The organism is Acinetobacter sp. YH16031 (assembly GCF_013417335.1).
Classification (GTDB): Bacteria; Pseudomonadota; Gammaproteobacteria; order Pseudomonadales; family Moraxellaceae; genus Acinetobacter.
On record NZ_VPED01000009.1, the window covers coordinates 92,817 to 107,774 of the forward strand.

Below are 14,958 nucleotides of genomic sequence, written 5' to 3' on the forward strand. Positions count from 1 at the left end.
TTATGAGCTCATAAAAAAAGAGATTTTAAAACCTAAAATCTCTTTCCTTTCACAGTATCTTAATTTTCAGCTTGTGCTTTGGCTGCAATATTACTTTTATAGATAAAAAATAGTGCAACAGCTAATAGGGCAATTGCTGCTAGTCTGGATCCATCTAAATGAATCACCGGATTATTCAACCATCCAAAATGATCGATGAGCAGACTCATTAATAACTGGCCACTAATGACGGCGACAGTGGTGGCAGCAGCGCCCAGTCTAGGCATAGCAAATACAATCGTAAGCATATAGGCCACGCCAAAAAATGCACCTGTTAATTGCCATCTTGGTGCGGTGAATAAATTCAATGCATGGTTGGGTTCAAGAAAGAAAGCGATTAGAAAACTGACTAGAGCACCTAAGACAAATGTCAGCCAAGAACTTTCTAATACACCTACTTTAGCACCCAAACGACCATTAATTGAAGATTGAGCACATAAAACTGCTCCGCCAAAAATAACGACCAATAACATTATATAAATCATGGAGAAGCTTCCTTATTGAATAAGCCATAATGCAGCTAAAATAGCTACCAGCGCGCCAATACGATATTTGTCTACAGCCCGTTTATGGCTACCTAACAAACCCCAGTGATCAATAATAAGACTGGTTGCAACCTGGCCAAACAGGATGCCCACCATGGTCAGGCCAACGCCAATATGAGGTGTCGCTACAGTTAAAGCCACTACATATATAGGGCCTAATATACCGCCAGTCAGTTGCCACCGTGGCTGCTTGAACATGAGAGAAAGCTTTGGGCGGCTAAAGATCAGTCCGAAGGTTAAGAGTAGTGAACCGATCGCGAAAATTCCCAAGGTCGCCCAGAAATGGCCAATTTCTTCCCCAAGTGGACCCAGTAGACCCGCTTCAACAGATAACCCCATACCTGCAAGAACGACTAATGGGAAAATCCACAACTGTTTCATATATGCTTTCCAAAGGAAGAAAGCACCGAATTATATTCTCTTATTTAAAAGCTACAATTCCACAATTTTTCAAAACATAATTGCTATTATGACAATAATAAAATGATTGAATTAAATTCAGGGACAGATCAATTATGCAACTCAATGCATTACGCTATTTTGTGATGGTGTCAACGACAGGCAGTTTTTCAGCTACAGCAAAGCATTTTCAGGTTCCATATTCCTCAGTATCTCGTTTTATTTCCAAACTTGAACAGGAAATTGGGCAACAACTTTTTTATCGTAATACACGCTCTGTTCGGCTAACTGACATAGGAGAAAAGTACTTTGTGCAAATTAAGGAAGTGCTTGATACGCTAGATCTGGCCAATGAAGAAATTTCTGGTAAAAATGCGATCAGAGGGTTAATTCGTATCAATACAGCGGTTGCGTTGGGAAGGCTACATATATCGCGTATCCTTCCTGACTGGATCAGTACAGTAGAGCCTTATTCTATAGGGATTCATCTGGTTTCTCCCGAAAACAGAATTCGTTCACAAAAAGTCAGAACTGTGCTTGATTTCATTTTAAAAGAAATTGGAAATCCGCCGTACTGGGATAATATTCTTAAATTATAAAATTTTTATGATCTAATTAGAGAAAGCTTAATTGATTTCTTAGTTATCTTTTTTCGATCAAGAAGGGTTCTAAAGCAGAGCTAAGATGAAAAGCATAAAATGGATGAACTTATACGATTTCAAATTTTAGATTTTATCTACACATCGCAATTGTAAAATTCTTAACTTTCCTTAAATGTATCTGCATTATTGCGATAAATCCCAAATTAAAATAAAAAAGCCTATCTCATTCGAAATAGGCTTTTTTACCTCTGAGGAATCTTCTCGCCATTTAATTCAGTAAGAATACTATGGCTTAAAGACTGATAATCATATTATGAGAATATGAATAGTTTTTCAAACATAATTTAAATTTTATTTGGTTAAATTATTACGAATGTCACTTGTGCTTTCAGGATGGTGGAGGAACTTATTTTCAATAATCTGTGCTTTCTCCTGAAGAATTTGTACTAATTTTTCCAGATTTACGAAATCAAATCTATTCTTTGAGGCTAATAAAGTAAGCGCTAAAGGTGGCTCTTTAAGAGAGAATTTAACTGGTACAGACAATCCTGCAACTTGAGGATCAAGTTCACCACTAGAATAATAATACCCCTGTTTTTTGATCTTTCTCATTTGTTCCAGAAAAGCGGTTTCATTCTGCACAAATCCCACTTCTGCAAATGCATCTGCATAACGTTGATAATAATCAAGCAACGCTTGTTTCGGTAAATGTGCCATGATGACTTTTGAAGATGAACCTACATAGACAGGACGTGGACAACCGCGTCCAAATGAAAGTAGATGTGCATTTTTAAAGACTTCGTCATGTAAGTCGATACAAGAATCATAATTGAGATGAGTCAATATACAAGAGAACTCAGTCCGTTCGACGATTTCCTGCATAAAGGGAATGCTGATCTGTACCAAAGGATCAGTTTTTCTTGAAATATAATCCAGAACAGCAATTTTTGAACCCAGCGTATAGTCGCCGGATGTGCCACTGATTCGCTGTAATAATTCAGCCGATACCAATTCTTTTAAATAGCGATAACTGGTGGGTTTGGAGAGGTTTAATTCTTCACTGATGATATCTACATTAATCACTGAACGTGATAACGAAAATAGATCGAGAACCGTAAGAATTTTTCCAAAACTTGCTTGCGCCATAAAAAAAACCTGAAGTGCTGACTATTGAAAAAGGTGATGACTCACTTTAGCTTAAAAGAGGGTAGTAGAGGCAACTATTTACCTAAAATTCTCGGATAATGAGGATATAGGAAGAAAAGATACAAATATTCAGCCTAACTGCCTGTGCAATGATAAAAAATCATACTTATTCTCATATAGAGATATTTTTATTGACAATAATGCGTTTATTTGAAAAAATTAATTAAGTAAATATCCAATGATGAATAATTAAGCAAAGTGTTCTCTTTTGCTTTTTATATTTTCATCAACCAGTTTCAGTTTAATCAGCTGAATATTCTAATTTTATAGACTTTCAACAAGTAAAAATTTTGTCACTGAGTTCTTTGGACTTGGTGGGCAGGTTATTTGCTTTAGAAAATAAAATAAGCTCTTAGAGAGAAACCATGCTGCTTATAAAATCTTTACTCGCATTTCGTCCAAATAAAATGGACTGGATTTTTGCGACTAAAACATTTTTAGCTGGCATTTTGGCGCTCTACGTTGCGTTGAGTTTAGATCTTGCTTATCCGATTTGGGCTATTGGCACAGTTTTCGTTATTGCCAATCCTTATACGGGTATGACCGCTTCAAAAAGTATCTATCGTGTACTAGGTACTTTATTAGGCGCAATTGTGGCAGTTGCAGTTACTCCTTGGCTAATCAATACACCGTGGTTATTTACGCTGTTTTTATCCTGTTGGGTTGGTCTTTGCTTATATTTCTCTCTGCTAGATCGCACACCGCGCAGTTATATATTGATGCTGGCTGGATATACGACTGTCATTATCTGCTTCAATATCATTTACTTTATTGATACTGCTTCATTATTTGATATGGCGGTAGGACGCTTTCTGGAAATTACCATTGGCGTCGTTTGCAGTGCGATTGTGACGACGACTATATTTCCAATGCATATTGGCCCCGCAGTGAAAAGTCGTGTCAGTAAAACCTTAGCGGATACTCAGCAGATTTTTAATAAAATTCTATTAGAACCACGTCAAGACCAGAACTATACAAAAGCTTTAAGCCAATTGGCTGCAGATATTGCAGATATTCATGTCATGGCTGTGCATTTAAGCTATGAAGAGTCAGCTCTACAGGGAATGACCAAACCACTGCAGGAAATGCTGAACCAGATCACAATGCTGGTGAGTAATTTGGTGGCAATGTCTGAACGCATGCAACAGTTAGACTTCATTGATACAGGATATCGCCAGTCATTATCAGATTTACATTCCAAAATTAATGCATATCTAACTGATGAACATCTATTGAAAGAGTCTGAACTCAATCAGGTTCCCACTGATTTTGAAACAGATTTCCTGAAAATTTTTGAACATTCAAAAGATGATCAAATTGTGATATTGAAAAGCTTGAAAATGGATGTCCGCCATTTCATTCAGAATATCCATGCGATTAAGTTGATCTGGCAGCGAATTCAGCAAGGGGATACTTCACTGCCTGAAATGATTGTTCCACTTACTACAAACTATCCAACTCTGCATCGTGATCATGGCGTAGCAGTGCGGGGCGGGGTTTCTGCATGCCTCACTGTTTTTATTGCTACTGCCTTTTGGATCTTAAGCGGCTGGAAAGCAGGATTTATGCTGGCTGAAATGGCTGCGATCAGTGCATGTATATTAACGGCGCTGGATAATCCAGTGCCTGCATTGAAGCTGTTTATTCGTAGTAGCTTATATGCTTCGATTGTTATCTTCATATATGCCTATGGAATTTTTCCAAATATTATAGAATTCTGGCAATTAGCACTTGTACTTGCACCATTCTGCATATATTGCCTGATGCTTTTTTTGCATCCACCCTTGGTTGGAATTGGTTTGCCTTTGTTGATGGGGACGATCATGGGGCTGAATTTTCAGAACCGTTATACCCTGGATCAAATTTCTTTCTTCGATGCAGCGATTGGTACAGTGATTGGGCCAATCATCGCTGTATTTATTATCCATATGATCCGTGCTATGTCACCAGATATAACCGTACAGCGCATTTTGGCCATTCATAACCGAGCCATTCGTCAGGCACTTTATATCCCTTATGGGGTACGGTTCCGTATCCATTTACGTACGATGATTGACCGCATCGGGGTATTGAATACTAAAGCAGTAGAATCTGAAGATCTGAAAAATAAAATCAATCAGGCACTCATTGAATCCAGCGCCGTCGTGGATCTGGCATGGTTACAGGAACTCATACTCAAGTTACCTGAACAGCAGCCTTTGACCCAGCAACTCGAAGATCTTCAAATACAGCTGGATGAATATTTTCGTGCCAAAGAAATTGGACAAAATTATGATGCTGCCTTCACACAGTTAATCAACAAAATACAGGCTCTAGAAGCAGATCTCATCATGCAGGAACATACAGATGTTTTAGAACGGCTGCATATTTCACTCAACAATATTCGTAGCAGCTTATGTCATATCAAGACACCGCCAAGATATGCAGGCGCAGGAGGTTAATACATGGGAGAGCTGAATATCTATGGTGTGTATGTGCCGATTTTATTGATTCAAGCTGTGATTGCCTATGTACTGCTCAGAATCTTGATGAAATGGCTAGACAGACTAGTCGCAAATGACTGGATCATCATGCCAAATATTTTCTACTTATGCATTTACGTACTTTTGCTGAGCGCCGTCCATTGGGCAGGCTTATTACTATGAGGTCTGATATTAAAATGATTGAGGAAAACCGTATATGACATCTGTCAATTTACGCAAATATTTGCGACCTGTACTTTTGACGGTAGTGGCTGTTCTCGCCATTTTAGTGATTCGACATATCTGGAATTATTATAATTCTGAGCCATGGACGAGGGACGGGCGTGTACGTGGTGATGTAATTCAGGTGTCATCAGATATTTCAGGCCTGGTCACAGAAGTACTGGTGCAAGATAACCAGACTATTAAGAAAGGGCAGCCTCTATTTAAAATTGATGTTGAACGTCAAGAACTGGAAGTTGAAGAGGCTCGTGCGGATCTTGCGAAAGCAAAAGCAGGTTTAGCGCAAGCTGAGGCTGAACTGGCGAATGCTAAAGCCAATGTCGTGAAATCCCAAGCGAGTATTCATCTGGCAGACAAAAATGCGAGCCGTTATTCAAGCTTAATGGATGGTGCTATTTCAAAACAGGAACAGGATCAGATTTTTGCTGCACGAGATGAATCACATGCCGAGCATGAGCAGTCCTTAGCTGCAATCGAACAGGCAAAAGCGAATATCGAACAGCAAAAAGCACTAATACAAGTCGCCGAGAATAACCTCAATCTCGCGCAACTTAATTTACATCGTTCAGAAGTTGTTGCTCCAGCAAATGGGACATTATCAAATTTTGAATTAAAAGAAGGGAACTATGTCAAAGTTGGCCAAGCGGTTGCAGCATTACTAGATCGCAAACAACTCTATGTAGTGGGTTATTTTGAAGAAACCAAACTGGATAAAATTTATGTGGGAGCACCAGCTACCATTCAGCTGATGGGTGATTCGCAAAAACTTAAGGGCCATGTGCAAGGTATTGCTTCTGGGATTGAAGATCGCGAACGTACTGCTGGTTCAGGTCTTTTAGCGAATGTAAATCCAACCTTTAGCTGGGTACGTTTAGCCCAACGTGTCCCTGTTAAAATTATTCTGGATGAATTACCAAAGAATGAACTTGCCTTCGTTGCAGGGAGAACAGCAACAGTGCATATAGAAAAGCAAGGAAAAAACTGACCTGTAATTCAATAACACAAGGTTCTTTACGAAAAGAGAACCTTGTTATGAATCCTGATTTAAAAAGATCAAACAGCTATATAAAAAAGGTAATAATAAGAAGTATGTAATTTGACCATTAAATTACCTTGTCATTACATTTTAATTGACCATTCGTTCAAATTTTTATATTTTCGTATGAACTTTTTTTAAACAGGAGGAATTTTTTATTATGAATGACGTAAGGCTTTTATATGTAAGTAAGTTCAAAGATGAGAGATACTCTACCTCTGAACTTTATAATATTTTAACAGAAGCCTTAGAATTTAATGAGTTACACAAAATCTTTGGCGCACTCTATTTCGGTAATAATTATTTTGTCCAGTGTTTGGAAGGCACTGAAGAAAGTGTAAAAGACCTTTTCTATAATCGAATAGTTAAAGATCCACGCCATAAGAACTGTGAAATTCTTTCTTATGAACTAATCGACTTCTATCTTTTCTCTAGTTGGCACATGAAGTATGCCAATGTTCATAATGATCTCATTGAGTTCTTTATCAAGAATCATCATGATGGATTTAACCCTTATCTCCTGGATTCAGATACTATTCCTGCTTTTATAGAATTACTCAGACAGCACGAAGATGATTTATACAAAGCCCAAGTGATGGCTTAGTCAAATTAAGATGTAACATGTGATATGTTAATTTAAAGAAATTGCTATATTACATGTTATATTTATAATTTTAAGTTATTGAAATTTATAGAATAATTAAATTTTTAGTTTTAAAAAATAGAGATGGTTAACCGTCTCTATTTTTTAATAGATTTAAAATTCCGAGACAACTTAAATAAATTCCAGCACTTCAAGTCTCAATATTTAAAATATTTCCTGATTACATATTTCTATTCTTGAAATAAAATCGAGAGGCATAGTTAGTCTTTCAGCAGTTATTGTTTCGAAATGAACCCAGATAGCTGCGTCTCTATTCTCAAAACTAATACTTACAAGCTTAACCAAGTCATAGGGTTCAACATTGTGAGTCAAGATAATATTATAAAAGTGATCTGAGCGTACGTAAGAGATAAGCATTTGATGAATAGCTACTTGTTCATCGCTACTTAGCTCACTATATTTACTTAGTTCAGGTAAATCATGTTGTTTGTTCACTTTAGTCCTTATCAATCTTCAAGTTTTTTATAGAGGACCAGAATTTTAACAATTTAGACAGGGCAGCATTTAGTTGTTTTGTATAAATAATTGAACTTTTTATGAATGATGCTGAACAACAATGCCAGCCAGATTAAAGCCCACACTATAATTAAAACTGTAACTATAAGAGCGTAGAAAACAATGTCTCAAATAAAAATTTATGCTTTAAATGAAACAATCGAAGTACATAGAATTGAATAAATCTATCCATCAAGCTTTAATCAAAGAGCTAAGTTATCTCGAGGAAAATATTTTTCAACGATTTATACCTTTAGAGTCTGAAATTTTATTTATCCAAAGGATCGATCTAGATTTTATATCATTATCGACGTTTCAATGTTTGAAGGAAGAACGAAGAGACCAAAAGAGTATTTATTTAGGCTTTTATTAAAAATATAAGTCATTGCTACATACAGGAATAGGCTATATGCATAATATCTTATTTAACATAATATACATTATACGAAATAAATCATTGTAACTCCAAAATAGAAATGTCCGCCCTAGATTCGCACTTATTGTTTATCTTGGCGGACATTCACATGTGAACATTAATCTTGAATAAATAGAGAAAGCTTAAATCAGATTTAAATTAAAACTCTTTTGTCACGCTTAACCCAGCACTCCAGTTACGACCTTCTGCAGGTTCATAGAAACGACCATTGCTTTCATTGACAATGACTGAACCTGAATAATCCTTATCAAACAGATTATCTACGCGTGCAAACGTTTTTATAGATAAATCTTTGACATTCCAGTTATAGCCTACATTAGCCCCAACCACTGTATAACTTGGTGCAACTTCAGAATTAATATCATTCACAAAAATTCGGTCTGAATAACGCACATCGAGACCTGCATTAAAACCATTTTCAGGTTTCCAGCCTAGACTGACAAAAGCCTGATTTTTAGCAATCCCGGGAATATAGTTTCCTGCGGCAACTCTAGATACTGCAACTTCTCCTTCCTCATCAAAAAGCTCTGGAATATCTGCATCAAAAGTTGCATCAATATAGCTATAGCTGGCTTGAGCTGTCAGATCTCGCCAGAGGTCTTTACTCCAAGATAGCTCTAATCCTTTTCTTAGAGTTTTATCTGCATTACGAAACGTTGAGCGCCCGCCATCACTTCCCGCAGAAACAATGTCATTTTTGGTTTGAGTCTGAAATGCTGCTAAGGTCATATCACCAAAGCGATTAGCAGATTTTAATCCTAGCTCATAAGTTTCGCTTTCAGCAGCTTTTAAACCAAAGGTTTCATTAGTGTCATTTGCTGGGTAAGCCATTTCAGTAAAGGTCGGTGTTTCAAAACCTTGTGCATAGCTTGTATAAGCCATTAACTTAGGGATAATTTTCCAGCTTAAAGCAACTGAAGGTAAAAGTTTCTCATAAGTAGTTTTACCTGAGTTATCTTTATTTTCACCTACAATATAATGATCTTCAGTTTTAAAATGTACATTGCTATAACGCAATCCAGTATCCAGCGTTAAATCAGGTACAAAGTTATAAGAAGCTTGTAAATAAGGGTCTGCACTCCACAAAGTATTATCTTCATCTCTACGAAGCTCACCTTTAACCCCTAAAGTGCTACCAACGAAGTTTTTATATCCTTTACGATCTTCAGTCATGCCATCAATTGCAACACCAGCAATCAGTTTGGTATTAGGAAAAATATCTTTACCTGTCCAGCGCAGGTCTGCGCCATAAAACTGACGATCAAAATCAATGACACCACCAGCTTGTTGAGGTTTATTTTGAGCAACATTTTTAATTGATTGATATTGAGTAACTTCACGCTGCCCCCAATATGCCATACCATATAGTTCTTGCTGATCACCAATTGGTTTGTTCCAAGTCAGACCGGTCTGAAACTGCTCAATTTCTTTTCGAGCATTGTAATCACGTACATTATCAACAACTTGTTTCGGATTAGCTTTCCAATCCTTTTTTTCTAAACCACCTGGATCATCTGCTGCAATTTTGACATAGTTATTGACCCAGTTAATTTTAGAGCCATCGTCCAGATCCCAAGTCAGCTTGGCATTGTTCAGTACTTTATGTGCACCACTATGATCACGGAAACCATCGGTATCAAAATAAGATGAACTGATGATATAGCTTGGTTCAGAAGCATTTTCTGAACCACCTTGTAGCACCAGGTTCGTTTGGCCTTTATTCTGACTGCCACCCGAATATCCCAAAGTGACTGAATCAGGTCCCTGCCCTTCACGGCTTTGTGTCAGGATGGTTCCGCCAGAAGAATTACCATATAGCGAAGAAAATGGCCCACTCAGCACTTCAATATGATCCAAGCTATTCAGGTCAATATTCGAGGTTTGCCCCTGCCCATCCGGCATAGTCGCAGGAATACCGTCTACATATAAACGTACTCCTCGCACACCGAAAGTCGAACGTGCACCGAAGCCCCGCATTGAGATCTGTAAATCCTGAGCATAATTTTCGCGGTTATTCAGCTGTAAACCTGGTACACCTTTTAAGGTTTCAGACAGATTTACATTCAGGCTATTCTGTTGTTCCTGATTCAGATAATAGGTAGATGCCGGTGTTTCCAGAATGGCACGATCTGTACGGGTTGCTTCAACCACAATGGGAGCCAGTCGCTGTACCTCTGTAACCGGTTCTTCCGCATAAATTCCTTGACTGATACAAGCAATCAGACAGGATAAAGTCGATTTCATCGGCAACCGCGTGGTATGAAGGTGCATAGCTAATATTCCTGATATCTGGCATTTACTCATGCCATGGGAGTTCAAAAGTTTTAAAAGTGTCTTATTAATTTTCGAAGACTCAGCACCTGCATAAGATCAAACTGAATACTTGCAGGAAAGCCGAGCTAAAGGTCCATCATTTTCTAATCAAGCTTTATTGTCATAACAGCCTGTATTTTGCATAAAAAAGCCTGACGAATCAGGCTTTTTTACTTAACTATAAAACTTCATTATTTATTGTCAGGTAGTGCATAGGCAACCAAAGAATCACCCATTTTGGTACCGAAGGAACCGTGACCACCCGCCATAATCACAACGTACTGCTTACCATTGGCTTCATAAGTCATTGGCGTCGCTTGACCACCTGCAGGCAGACGACCTTTCCACAGCTCATCACCATTAGTTACATTGATCGCACGGATGTAATTGTCTTGAGTTGCACCGACAAACATCACATTACCTGCAGTCGAGATTGGACCACCTAACATTGGTACACCCATTTTAAATGGAGGCAATGGAATGCCCGGCATACTGTCACGAATCGTACCGATACGACGTTTCCAAGCGATTTCATGATTGGTCAGGTCAACACCAGCCACATAACCCCATGCAGGTTGCTTACATGGCAAGCCGAATGGAGACAGGAAGGCACTGATTTCAACACCATAAGGCACGCCATACATGGGTTGTACGCCCGCTTCTGTGCCTGCACCTTTGGCAGTTTGCTCACGGTTAGGATCAGCAGGAATCAAGCGAGTCACGAATGGCAAACCAATTGGATTGGTCAATGCGATTTGACGGTCTGGGTTGACTGACATACCGCCCCATTCGAATACACCGAGGTTACCCGGGAACACCAACGTACCATTTTCAGATGGAGGTGTATAAATACCGTCATAGTTTAATTTCTTGAACGATACACGACACATCAACTGGTCAAACATAGTGGCACCCCACATGTCTTTATCAGTCAATCTATCTTTAGGTGCCAGGTTAAAGTCAGAGAATGGTTGAGTTTTTGAATACCACTCGCCCTTAGTTTGCGGACCGCGTTTTACTGACTGAGGTACTGGTTTTTCAGTAATCGGAACGATCGCTTCACCTGTACGACGGTCTAATACAAAGGCATTACCGGTTTTGGTCAGCACATAGATCGCTGGAACCATTTTCCCGTTTTTGTCTTTGATATCAGTCAATGTCGGTTGAGCGGGTACATCCATATCCCACAAGTCGTGGTGAGTAGTCTGGAAGTTCCAAATCAACTTACCGGTAGACGCATTAATCGCCAGCATAGAGTTTGCATAACGCTCATCTAGCTCAGTACGGTGACCACCGTAGATATCCGGTGTACCTACACCTGTTGGTACATAGACAATATCCAACTGTGCATCATAAGCCAATGGTGCCCATGCGTTTGGCGAATTGTTTACAAATTTTTGTCCTGGAGCTGGAATCGCGTTTGGATCTTCTGCGCCAGTATCAAATACCCATAATAATTCACCGGTATTTACGTCATAACCACGGATCACACCTGAAGGTTCTTCAGTTGAGTAGTTATCCGTCGTTGAACCCGCGATGATAATGGTTGTACCTGTAATCACTGGAGGTGAAGTCGGATTATAACCGCCTGGATATGGGAATGGCATGTCTTTTTGCAGATCAACTTCACCATTGTTACCAAAGTCAGAACATACTTTACCTGTAGTCGCATTCACTGCTACCAGACGTCCATCATTGACCGGTAAGATCACTTTTTGAGGACATTCAGCAGAAGTTGTTGAGCGTGCAGCCAGACTGCTTTCAAAACCTGCAGTATTGTTCGCATCATAATAAGATACGCCACGACAAGTTAAATGCTGGAAGGTATTGTCTGCTTTCAGTTTAGGATCGAAGCGCCATTTCTCCTTACCAGTCGCAGGATCAAGTGCAATCAGATATTGGTGAGTTGAACACATGAACAGGTTGTTCCCCACTTTAATTGGAGTCACCTGATTGGTCGTTTCACCAGAGTCTTTATCTGTTTTAGTATCGCCAGTACGGAATTCCCAAGCCAGTTCAAGATCTTTTACATTTTCAGAATTGATCTGTTTTAATGGAGAATAACGTAAACCTGACTGAGTACGACCATAAGCAGGCCAGTCTTCATCGGCAATACCCGGAATGGCTTGATGGACTGCAGGTTGCTGTGATTTTAATTCGCCACGGATTTCTTGCGGATCATTAAATACAGAATAAATCATGACAGCAATCGTAATTGCCAGCGAGCCAGTCAGCGCCATTTTTGCCGCTTTGCTGTCACCAAAACCACGAGTCACTGCAGGAATCAGCAGGGCCAGACCGAATAGGCCTAAAATATCTAGACGTGGTGCCAGTGCAAAGAAGTCTGAACCCACTTCCCAAAGACCCCATACCACTGTACCAAGGACCAATACTGCATAAACAATAAGGGCTGTGCTTTTACGTTTTTGTAATAACACGGCTGTCGCCAGGAAGAACAGACCGGCAATGATGTAGTACCAAGACCCACCAAGTGTTGCCAGATATATTCCTCCAAATAGCAGAACCAAACCGAAAATGGCAGCAATAGCTGCCAGAATCGTTTTCAGTACTGAACCTGAAGACGAAGTATTCATATTGAACACCTTTTTTTTGATTTCTTGAACGTCTAAGCACTTAAGCGGCATAGACACCATATTGTTAAGTTCTTAGTTATAAATACATGAATACTTGGAGTATCAGTTCATCAATGCCCCAAAGTAATGGAAGAATCAATTGTGTATTTGCAACTAAAAACTCCGATTAGAACGACGTATTAAACTTGATTCCGCCTACCCAGACATTTTCACCGTCTTTATATGCGCCGACATGATGGACATATTGCAGGTTTGGACGGATGGTTAGCCAGTTAGTTGCATGAATGCCGTAATAGATTTCCGCATCGACTTCTTCACTACGGTTACCCAATACATCATTGTTCATATTGATACGGGCAACACCCAAAGCGATTTCATCCTGTGGGCGGGCATTCATCGCACCTTTGTAGACAAGACCGACATTTTGCATATCACTAACTTGGTTGGTTTTAGAGTCATGAACAGTGACGTTCACAAAACCACTTAAACCACGAGAAGTATCCCCAGGATGTGCAGTGATTTGTTGTTTCGCTACGATCCAGCCCCCGTGATGATGACCTTTAGCATCTGAATTTGTATCAATGACATCTACATCAGCGGTACTGTAGTAATAACCAGCACGGTATTCACCTGGCAGTTTTTGTTCACCCAGTTTCGGTGTCCACACCACTTCTGCAGGAATGATCGCGCCTTTAGAGCCGTCTGTGCTCAGGTTAAAGCCTTTGCCGCGCTCCAGATTCTCAGGGTTGTATTCATAAACCCCTACCTGAGTATAAACTTCCGGGGTAACGTTATATTTAACCCGCGCAGCCCATTGAGAAACTGGCCAGTTATACCATTGATCTCCTACCCAGTTACCCACTTGTGAACCACACAATGCCAGATTCTGGAAATCACAATCGAAACTGTTAAAGTCTTCACCTTCACCAAAACGTCCGACTTTGACATCCAGTTTTTGATCCAGGAATTGTTTCTTGATCCAGAAATCTGTTAGACGCCAGGTTTGACCGCGGCCCCATACTTCCTGAACTGAACTTAAATGTCCTGTAAGCGCATCAGAAGTATTCGAAAGATTACGGCCATCACGATGAGTCACCGTAACTTGTGCTTCAGTGTCCTTCCAGCCGGCAATTTTTTCCAGATCCAGATGAGCACCCAGGTTTAACTGACCGGTATATTCTGTGCCATGGCTATTTGAGCGTTTCGCGTCAAGTAAAGTCGCCATTTCACCTGTATATCCAAAGCTAAAATCATAGCCCTGTTCTTGAAGCTGGATACGTTGACCATTCCAGTCACCCAACATCCACGGACTTTCTGCACTAAATGCATCAGCGGCCTGAGTAGTTGTATTTGCCAATAGCAATCCAACTAAGGATGTATAGACAGCCTTAGATAAGGGAGAAATAGACATTAAATGCTTCACCTTAATCACGTTTTTACTAAATATAGTACACTCATTTAATTTTTTAGTTTCAAATAATGAAGGAAAAGTATTAATAATGTTATAAAGTTTAGCTAATCTAATCCTTTTGTTAATTTTAATTTAATAAAATTTTAAATTTTAAATTCAATAATTTAAGAGAAAATAAATATAATATTAATAAAAATAATACTACCTATAAATATTTTTTCTACATCAGTTCTTTTGTACAAAAATTTACCAATTCGAATTGCGTAATAAAAAAATATTTGGTCTTTTCTCATTTTATATACTAAAACTTGATGGTCATTGCCGTTCTATTCTTGAATTTGTTACCGAGGAAAGCGGGAATACCGAACCTTATTTCACGTTGCGAAGAGTTACGGGGTTTCAGAGCCCACAGCCTCAAGAATTGTCCGTCATGTTGAAGACTGCCTGATTCGGTCCAATCTGTTTAATTTACCCAAAGATTTACCCGAGGGCGAAGGCATCGACTGGAATGTT

Annotated in this window: 13 protein-coding genes; 6 read left to right on the top strand and 7 right to left on the bottom strand. The window is 39.1% G+C overall.

The genetic code is table 11. The annotated features are described in order from the left end of the window. Nucleotides 1-59: 59 nt before the first annotated feature. Nucleotides 60-524 carry a DMT family transporter gene (locus tag FTV31_RS06395; protein ID WP_034170895.1) on the bottom strand — a complete coding sequence of 155 codons (465 nt, stop codon included), beginning with the start codon at nt 522-524 and terminating at the stop codon, nt 60-62. Nucleotides 525-536: 12 nt separating this feature from the next. Further along, entirely contained in the window at nt 537-965 is a 429-nt protein-coding gene (locus tag FTV31_RS06400; RefSeq protein ID WP_180013737.1) for a DMT family transporter, read from the bottom strand. Between the two features lie 134 nt (nt 966-1,099). Here FTV31_RS06400 and FTV31_RS06405 point away from each other — a divergent pair, with 134 nt between their 5' ends. Then, on the top strand, nt 1,100-1,582 hold the full coding sequence (locus tag FTV31_RS06405; protein ID WP_180013739.1) for a LysR family transcriptional regulator: 483 nt from the start codon (nt 1,100-1,102) through the stop codon (nt 1,580-1,582). 354 nt (nt 1,583-1,936) lie between these two features. Here FTV31_RS06405 and FTV31_RS06410 read toward each other — a convergent pair whose 3' ends face one another. After that, nucleotides 1,937-2,731, bottom strand: a complete 795-nt coding sequence (locus FTV31_RS06410) for an IclR family transcriptional regulator (RefSeq protein WP_180013741.1) — start codon at nt 2,729-2,731, stop codon at nt 1,937-1,939. A gap of 425 nt (nt 2,732-3,156) precedes the next feature. Between FTV31_RS06410 and FTV31_RS06415 the strand changes: the two genes are divergently transcribed. From FTV31_RS06415 to FTV31_RS06430, 4 genes are all read left to right on the top strand, one after another. After that, nucleotides 3,157-5,232, top strand: coding sequence for an FUSC family protein (locus FTV31_RS06415; RefSeq protein ID WP_180013743.1), 2,076 nt, complete (start codon nt 3,157-3,159; stop codon nt 5,230-5,232). 3 nt (nt 5,233-5,235) lie between these two features. Beyond that, nucleotides 5,236-5,436 carry a DUF1656 domain-containing protein gene (locus tag FTV31_RS06420; protein ID WP_180013745.1) on the top strand — a complete coding sequence of 67 codons (201 nt, stop codon included), beginning with the start codon at nt 5,236-5,238 and terminating at the stop codon, nt 5,434-5,436. Nucleotides 5,437-5,470: 34 nt separating this feature from the next. After that, nucleotides 5,471-6,481, top strand: coding sequence for an HlyD family secretion protein (locus tag FTV31_RS06425; protein ID WP_180013746.1), 1,011 nt, complete (start codon nt 5,471-5,473; stop codon nt 6,479-6,481). 211 nt (nt 6,482-6,692) lie between these two features. Beyond that, nucleotides 6,693-7,136 (top strand): BLUF domain-containing protein, encoded by a 444-nt coding sequence (locus FTV31_RS06430; protein WP_180013747.1) that lies wholly within the window; start codon nt 6,693-6,695, stop codon nt 7,134-7,136. A gap of 204 nt (nt 7,137-7,340) precedes the next feature. Here FTV31_RS06430 and FTV31_RS06435 read toward each other — a convergent pair whose 3' ends face one another. The 4 genes from FTV31_RS06435 to FTV31_RS06450 form a co-directional block, all read right to left on the bottom strand. Beyond that, nucleotides 7,341-7,631, bottom strand: coding sequence for a hypothetical protein (locus FTV31_RS06435; RefSeq protein ID WP_180013748.1), 291 nt, complete (start codon nt 7,629-7,631; stop codon nt 7,341-7,343). Nucleotides 7,632-8,265: 634 nt separating this feature from the next. Further along, complete coding sequence (locus tag FTV31_RS06440; protein ID WP_180013750.1) at nt 8,266-10,398, bottom strand: TonB-dependent receptor; 2,133 nt, start codon at nt 10,396-10,398, stop codon at nt 8,266-8,268. Between the two features lie 233 nt (nt 10,399-10,631). Continuing rightward, on the bottom strand, nt 10,632-13,034 hold the full coding sequence (locus FTV31_RS06445; RefSeq protein WP_180013752.1) for a glucose/quinate/shikimate family membrane-bound PQQ-dependent dehydrogenase: 2,403 nt from the start codon (nt 13,032-13,034) through the stop codon (nt 10,632-10,634). 166 nt (nt 13,035-13,200) lie between these two features. Continuing rightward, nucleotides 13,201-14,445, bottom strand: a complete 1,245-nt coding sequence (locus tag FTV31_RS06450) for a carbohydrate porin (protein ID WP_180013754.1) — start codon at nt 14,443-14,445, stop codon at nt 13,201-13,203. Between the two features lie 336 nt (nt 14,446-14,781). On the opposite strand from FTV31_RS06450, the gene FTV31_RS17565 reads away from it, so the two are divergent. Further along, nucleotides 14,782-14,958 (top strand): transposase family protein (locus FTV31_RS17565; protein WP_180013756.1); only part of this gene is annotated, 177 nt, incomplete at its 3' end.